General features: G+C 43.4%; 6 protein-coding genes and 1 pseudogene. 4 read left to right on the top strand and 3 right to left on the bottom strand.

Annotation, left to right across the window (positions count from 1 at the left end):
- Nucleotides 1-135: pseudogene (locus FC83_RS17490) on the top strand (RNA-guided endonuclease TnpB family protein); the annotation flags it as partial.
- 389 nt (nt 136-524) lie between these two features.
- On the opposite strand, the gene FC83_RS13070 reads toward FC83_RS17490, so the two are convergent.
- Nucleotides 525-1,394, bottom strand: a complete 870-nt coding sequence (locus tag FC83_RS13070; RefSeq protein ID WP_035451914.1) for a LysR family transcriptional regulator — start codon at nt 1,392-1,394, stop codon at nt 525-527.
- Between the two features lie 197 nt (nt 1,395-1,591).
- Here FC83_RS13070 and FC83_RS13065 point away from each other — a divergent pair, with 197 nt between their 5' ends.
- Nucleotides 1,592-2,074 carry a GNAT family N-acetyltransferase gene (locus FC83_RS13065; protein ID WP_035451915.1) on the top strand — a complete coding sequence of 161 codons (483 nt, stop codon included), beginning with the start codon at nt 1,592-1,594 and terminating at the stop codon, nt 2,072-2,074.
- Here the strand turns inward: FC83_RS13065 and FC83_RS13060 are convergent.
- Nucleotides 2,071-2,832 carry a sulfite exporter TauE/SafE family protein gene (locus FC83_RS13060; RefSeq protein ID WP_035451916.1) on the bottom strand — a complete coding sequence of 254 codons (762 nt, stop codon included), beginning with the start codon at nt 2,830-2,832 and terminating at the stop codon, nt 2,071-2,073. The genes FC83_RS13065 and FC83_RS13060 overlap by 4 nt on opposite strands.
- Before the next feature lie 303 nt (nt 2,833-3,135).
- On the opposite strand from FC83_RS13060, the gene FC83_RS13055 reads away from it, so the two are divergent.
- Nucleotides 3,136-3,462: a DUF3784 domain-containing protein gene (locus tag FC83_RS13055; protein ID WP_035451917.1), complete on the top strand. Its 327-nt coding sequence runs from the start codon at nt 3,136-3,138 to the stop codon at nt 3,460-3,462.
- Between the two features lie 60 nt (nt 3,463-3,522).
- Nucleotides 3,523-3,846: a DUF3784 domain-containing protein gene (locus tag FC83_RS13050; RefSeq protein ID WP_035451918.1), complete on the top strand. Its 324-nt coding sequence runs from the start codon at nt 3,523-3,525 to the stop codon at nt 3,844-3,846.
- Nucleotides 3,847-3,910: 64 nt separating this feature from the next.
- On the opposite strand, the gene helD is transcribed toward FC83_RS13050, so the two are convergent.
- Nucleotides 3,911-6,253 carry an RNA polymerase recycling motor HelD gene (gene helD / locus FC83_RS13045; protein WP_057002864.1) on the bottom strand — a complete coding sequence of 781 codons (2,343 nt, stop codon included), beginning with the start codon at nt 6,251-6,253 and terminating at the stop codon, nt 3,911-3,913.
- Nucleotides 6,254-6,431 lie beyond the last annotated feature (178 nt).

Below are 6,431 nucleotides of genomic sequence, written 5' to 3'. Positions count from 1 at the left end.
TATCAATGTTCAAACTGCGGGTACCAGTCTAATGACGACCGTGTCGGTGCCATGAACATTCAACACCTGGGAACGCAGTTTGTCGCTGGCGTGAAAAGGCCCAAACTCAAAAAGAAAAAAAGTGCGAACGGGTAAACCTGTTCAATTGCCGGTGAAGTCAATCATCGGGCTGTTGGGACCCTTAGATAAGTAAGACCCAGCAGTAAGTAACGCCAACACAGCGCGTGCTTATCACACGCAAACTACGTGGGAGGCCGGAAGGCCGTTAGACCACATAGCGTTAGGCGTAAGTCTAAAGGCATCTGATATAGATGCCCTTGCCACTTGGTGGTGAGAGACAAGCTTGGTACTTTAGTGCCGAGAATCATTGACAAATTTTATGGCTCAATAATTAAAGCCACTATATACTGAAGTATTGAATAAGTAAAACAAATGTTTGTAATAGCTATATTAATAATCCTAATGTAACCCGTACAAACTCAGAGCTGATGCAACTGATTTGAAGATTGGACTCGATGATTAGCTTAGGGTAATGTCTCAATCTGGGAAAGCAAATAATCAATGAATTTTTGACTGGCTAAGGATAATGTTGCCTGATTTTTCTTAACGATGCCAATTTTTCTTGTTACAGTTGGCTGAAGAGGTAAAATTTTGATATCATAATTAGTCTTATTTAAAACCAAGGCTGGCAAGATGCTGACTCCTAAACCGGATTCCACCATGGACATAATTGAATAATCGTCATGGACACATAATTTGACGTCTGGTTGCAGGCCGGCTTGGTGAAAAGCGGCCATGGGCTCGCTGAAAATACCTTCTTCTAGTTGTAAAAAGGGCTGTTTGGCTAAGTCGGCCAAGGTCACATAAGCTTGGTTTGCTAAGGGACTATCTTTAGGCAAGACTGCCCGCAATTCACCCGTTTTAATAAATGTTGTTGCCATACCGGTTTTGACATCGGGATTGATGAAGCCAAAATCAACCTCGCCTTGCCGGACCCACTCTGGAATCGTTGTATAGTCCCCTTGATGTAAAATGAATTCTACTTTAGGATATTTTTCTTGAAAGGCTTTGATCAACTGGGGCAACCAATGACAAGAAATACTGGAGATTGTGCCAATTCGAATGACGCCAGTTTCAAGTCCTTTAATTTCATTGATTTTTTCTGTCATAACTTGGCGCTGCAATAGGAGATTCTCGATAAAGGGATATATTTTTCGGCCTTCCAGGGTCAACAATACCCCATTTCTAGAACGATCCAGCAGCTTGATAGCCATCTCTGACTCTAACGATGTGATCATTTGGCTAATGGCCGATTGGGTAAAGCCCAAAGCATTGGCAGCCTTTGTAAAACTACCCAATTCAACAACTTTTTGAAAGGCGATTAAACGGTTCATTAGTGATTCCCTCCTTTAATGTGGTAATTGAGAAAATAATAGTGGCTATAAGAGTAACTTGATTTGTCGTTTTTATCAACAAGACAAATACTGGTGTATCAAGAACTATAAAACGATTGATTGAATCATTAAAAACAATTCATGCAATAATTCGCACAACCGTGTATTCTATAAAGTATATATATGGGGGTAGGCATATGATCCAAATCAAACCGATTCAAAGCAGTGATAATCTAGCGCTCAGCCAAATTATCCGTCAATCTTTAGAGACAAATAACTTAGCTATCCCGGGCACGGCTTACTTTGACCCGGAACTGATAGATCTAACCAGTTATTACCAAGCCAGTCCTAAGCGGCAATATTTCGTGGCCAAATCAGCCCAAGAGGTTATTTTAGGTGGCACCGGTATTGCCGAATATGACTTGGAAAATAAAGTGGCGGAATTGCAAAAACTATACTTGATCCCGGCTGCCCAAGGCCACCACTTGAGTTACCAACTCTTAGATACAGCCGTTGCCTTTGCCAAGCAGGCCGGCTATCAACAGATTTATCTAGAGACCCATCATAATCTAAAGGCGGCTATTCATACTTATCAGCAATATGGCTTTTCTGAATTAGGCCAACCTTTAAATAATGGCGAGCATTCGGCCATGGATCGTTTTTTTGCGCTGACACTTTAAGCCAAGAAATCAATAATGGTTTTGGTCAAAAAGATCAGCAGGACCACGATGGTGATGGGTTTAGCAATACGACTGCCGTATTTTTTAAAATAAAGCGCCCCTAAATGGTTGCCAATGATGCTGAAAATACCCGCCACCAGACCCAGCAATAATAGGACTTTGCCATTGGTGAAGAAGACCACTAGGGCGGTAATGTTGGTGGTCAAATTGATGATTTTGGTGGTTCCCGCTGCCAGATTGATGGGTAAGTGGGCCAGGCCGGTTAACAGGAGCAGCAAAAATGTCCCAGCCCCGGGGCCGTAAAAGCCGTCATAAATCCCCAAGCAAAACGCAATCACTACAGACCAACTAATTTGCGACTTGCTTAACTTGTTGACACGTAAGGTAGTGCTATGTAGAGCGTGGCGATTGAGCATGAGGTATAGGGCTGTGGCCGGCAGGATGATCAGCAACAAAATACGGAAGTAAAAATCCGTGAGTTGCAGGGCAATTTTGGCCCCCAGAAAAGAACCCATCAAGGCGGCTACAATGGAAATTGATGCCAAGCGCAGCCGCAAATACCCACTGCGGGCAAATTCCACAGTGGTGATAAGGGTACCCATGGCCGAGGATAATTTGTTCGTGCCAATGGCAAAGTGGGCGGGGAGGCCGGTCATCATATAAGCCGGTAGGGAAATCAGCCCACCGCCCCCGGCAATGGCATCCACAAAACCCGCTAAAAAAACTAGGGGACAAACGATCAAAAAATTGGTCAACATCTACACAACAACTCACTTCTTTAAGAATAAGAACTTTGGCACCAAGAACGGGGCATCAATTGCTAATAGCCAATATGGCAAAATGATGTGTAATTCATTATACCTTAATTAGTCTTTAATGCGGGCACTTCTTTTGAGGAGCTTAATCAGCCACTCGATGGCCCAAAACACATTAGATGAAATTTAATCTATTGCAGTCATTTTCCTTGAGATAAATAAATTTCGCGGTAGAATTAACTTATATAGTATTGTGTATTAATGAGCGATTCGTCTTAGGTTGGTTTTGAGGAAGGCGATGTAACGATGATGAATGGTAAATGGCTGGCGGGCATTGTGATTGCAGTAGCTGAGCTACTTATTGTTGTGTATGGCTTCTTTTTAAGAAGGGGCAAGGGTTTGTCTTGGTTGGCAGGCTATGATCCCAAAGAATATTCCAAAGCCCAAAATCAATGGGCGGGCCGGGTTACTGGCAACTACATGTTTATTTTTGCGGCATCAATGCTAATGCTCTTTTGGATTACATTGACTACACGTAAGATTGGTCTGATTCTCAGTGCATTGCTATTCGTTGTGCTGACCATGCTTATATTTCTCATTTACGTTAATTACAAAATGGATCACTTCAAATGATTGTAAGTCACATAGCTCAATAAACTAAGTGCGTTTTGAAATGAAAGTGAGGGAGCTCTCATGGAAAATATTCCGATTCTCGGTATCTTAGCAGCGGTGGTATTTGTGGCAATCGCAATGTTCGGACTGCTGGTTAGAAATGGCAAGGGCTTAGATTTGCTGGCTGGGTATGCCCCTGAAAAATATTCTGAGCCGCAAAAACGTGTGTTAGGCCGACTCAGCGGTAATTATATTATTTTTCTAGATGTGTCATTACTGCCAGTTTTTTGGATTCTGACTAACAATAAATCCTGGGCGGCAGTTGGCGCAGTACTTTTAATCATCGGTATGCCTTTAATTATTTTCGTCATCTACATGAACCGAAAAGTGGATCGCATCAAATAAAATAGGCACGCAACTAGCCATCTGCAAAGATAGCAAAGTTGCGTGCCTGTTTTGTTTTCAGTGATTATTCAACGGATTTAGCAATCAATTCCTGGGCTTCAGTGACTTGGTAATAGTCAAATAAGTCCTGGGGAATTTCTTCTAGAATAGGACTGGGGGCTTTGATGCCCACCAGTTGCAGGTCATGCATGGCCCGGGAGGCTAAAGTGTACAGGATATCCCGGTCGCCAGCTTCATGATAGCTGCTTTTTGACACATCATAGCCGATCACCGCATCAAATTCCAAGCCCTTGGCTAGATAAATCGGTAAAATCAAGATGCCATTGGGGATGGAACGGTCCCGGTCGGACATTAACGTCACCGGATGATCTGCCCGTAAAGAAGCATATAACTTGTTAGCTTGATATTCGGTCTTGGTCAACACCGCGACCGTTTTATTCGTATGCAGTAAGTCATTGGTCAAACGAGTCATTTGCGTCAACGCGGTGTCTTCACTGGGACACAAGTAATACGCCGGTTTAGAGCCCTCCCGGGAGAAAGCCTCAATGTCTTGGGCGTTAGGCAACATGGCCTTGGCAAAGTCCGTGATGGGCTTGGTGGAACGATAACTTTTCAACAAGGTGAACAAAGCGATGCGATTATGGGGGAAGATATTTTCAATTTCATGGATAAAATCGCTGGGATGATATTCAGCGGTGAACACATCTTGGGCACTATCCCCTAATAACGTTAACTTCGCCCGAGGAAAAGCATGTTTCACATAAACCAGTTGCGCGGCAGAGTAGTCTTGCATCTCATCAATAAACAAGTATTGCATGCTATGATTTTGACCGCTACCCGTGAGCAAGTCCCGCAAATAAAGCAACGGTACAGCGTCTTCTAAATGAATCTTATGGGCTTCCACATCATTGACCGTTTGTTGGATCATGGTGTCCCAAAGCTTGGGCTCAATATCAACCGGACGATTATCCCTTAAGAAACTGCTATATTCCTCATAGATATCAATGAAGTAATCATTATAAATGGCATCATAAATCACTTCATAGCGCTTGCGCACCAAAGCCCGGGCCACAAAATTGATCTCGTCATCCCCAGATGTAAAGGTGCGATGGTTGGTGAGACTTTGATATTGGTACTCATCCAACAAACTCACTGCCTCTTGCACCGCATCAGAATGGGCGTCTTGTTTGATCCGGCGCTTCAGACGTTTGATCAAAGTATTCTTAGTATTTAAAAATTTATCTCGGGGTAACATTAATTTTGGCAGACTGCTGTAAATGTCCTGGATCTCTGATTTTTTGAAGAAGGGCTTGCCTTCAAAGTAGATACTACTAAAAGCTAAGATATGGCCATCGGTTTTCTTCACATAAGCCTTGACCCGGTCCATAAAAGCCGCACTTTCCTTATACAGCCGCAACTGTTTGGCCACAGCGGGGAAGCTGTGTTGGTCTTTTTCAAAGCGTTCAAACAAACTTTCCACCGTGAGGCCGCTAAAGCGCTGGGTCAAAAATTCCGCTAGGGTGACCTGACGCATGTTTTTTTCACCGAGACTAGGCAGGACTGCAGAAATATAGTTGGAAAATAGTCGGTTGGGAGAGAATAAAATAATTTGATCCGCATCTAGTTGGCTGCGGGAATGATAGAGCAGATAGGCGATTCTTTGCAGAATCGCTGAGGTCTTACCACTGCCGGCCACCCCTTGGACCACCAAAAGGTCCGCGGTGGTGTTGCGGATGATATCATTTTGTTCTTTTTGAATGGTGGCTACGATGTTGCGCATTTTTTCATCATTTTGTTGACCCAAAACCGTTTGGAGGATTTCATCCCCCACGGTTTCATTGGTATCAAACATGTTCAAGATTTTACCTTGGCTGATGAGAAATTGGCGCTTCTTTTCCAGGTCAACGGCCTGTTTGCCCCCCGGGGTGTCATAAGTGACCTGTCCCAGGGTGCCATTGTAGTAAATACTAGAAATTGGTGCCCGCCAGTCATAGATCAAGAAGTTTTCCTGATCGTCTTGTAAAGTGGCGGTGCCAATATAGAGGGTATCCTTGTCTCCATCTTCGTCAATATCAATGCGGCCAAAGTAAGGGGAGTCGGCTAAGTCCTTTAAGACGGTGACTTGACTTTCTAGGATTTTTTCAGTTTCAACGGCGCTTTCCACCAGATTTTTTTGCTGCTGGACGGCGGCGTTGGTTTCCATTTTATCATCGATTTCAGTAACGTTGACCTTGGTGTTGTCGCCGTAGTTAACTTCGATGCGATGGGTTTCTTGATGGGCTTGAGCTAATTTATCAGTGGTGTCGGCCAATTGTTGGGAAATTTCAGTGGTGACTTTATCCACCCGTTGTTGCTCGGCATGTTGTTCTAATTGGTGTTGTTGTTCATCAGTGGTGACTTGTTTCATTGAAAAACCTCCTGACGTGTATCATAAAAGACGTGGACAGAATAGTTTACGCTGAATTGAGGGGCTTGTAAAGCCAAGTCAACCAAGCGTTATTTAAAAAGTAGTGCGACTTGGAATTTTCTTTGACTTTTAGCGTTTTCATCGCTAGACTAAATATCATTGAGGACTATATATAAAG

The organism is Agrilactobacillus composti DSM 18527 = JCM 14202 (genome assembly GCF_001436375.1).
GTDB lineage: Bacteria > Bacillota > Bacilli > Lactobacillales > Lactobacillaceae > Agrilactobacillus > Agrilactobacillus composti.
The sequence above is the reverse complement of the archived record's forward strand: the minus strand, read 5'-3'. Positions and strand labels throughout refer to the sequence as shown.

What these genes read in the sequence shown, in the direction of transcription:
- FC83_RS13065 (WP_035451915.1), top strand. Translation starts at nt 1,592, where the DNA reads ATGATCCAAATCAAACCGATTCAAAGCAGTGATAATCTAGCGCTCAGC.
- FC83_RS13055 (WP_035451917.1), top strand. Translation starts at nt 3,136, where the DNA reads ATGATGAATGGTAAATGGCTGGCGGGCATTGTGATTGCAGTAGCTGAG.
- FC83_RS13060 (WP_035451916.1), bottom strand. Translation starts at nt 2,832, where the DNA reads ATGTTGACCAATTTTTTGATCGTTTGTCCCCTAGTTTTTTTAGCGGGT.
- FC83_RS13070 (WP_035451914.1), bottom strand. Translation starts at nt 1,394, where the DNA reads ATGAACCGTTTAATCGCCTTTCAAAAAGTTGTTGAATTGGGTAGTTTT.
- FC83_RS13050 (WP_035451918.1), top strand. Translation starts at nt 3,523, where the DNA reads ATGGAAAATATTCCGATTCTCGGTATCTTAGCAGCGGTGGTATTTGTG.
- helD (WP_057002864.1), bottom strand. Translation starts at nt 6,253, where the DNA reads ATGAAACAAGTCACCACTGATGAACAACAACACCAATTAGAACAACAT.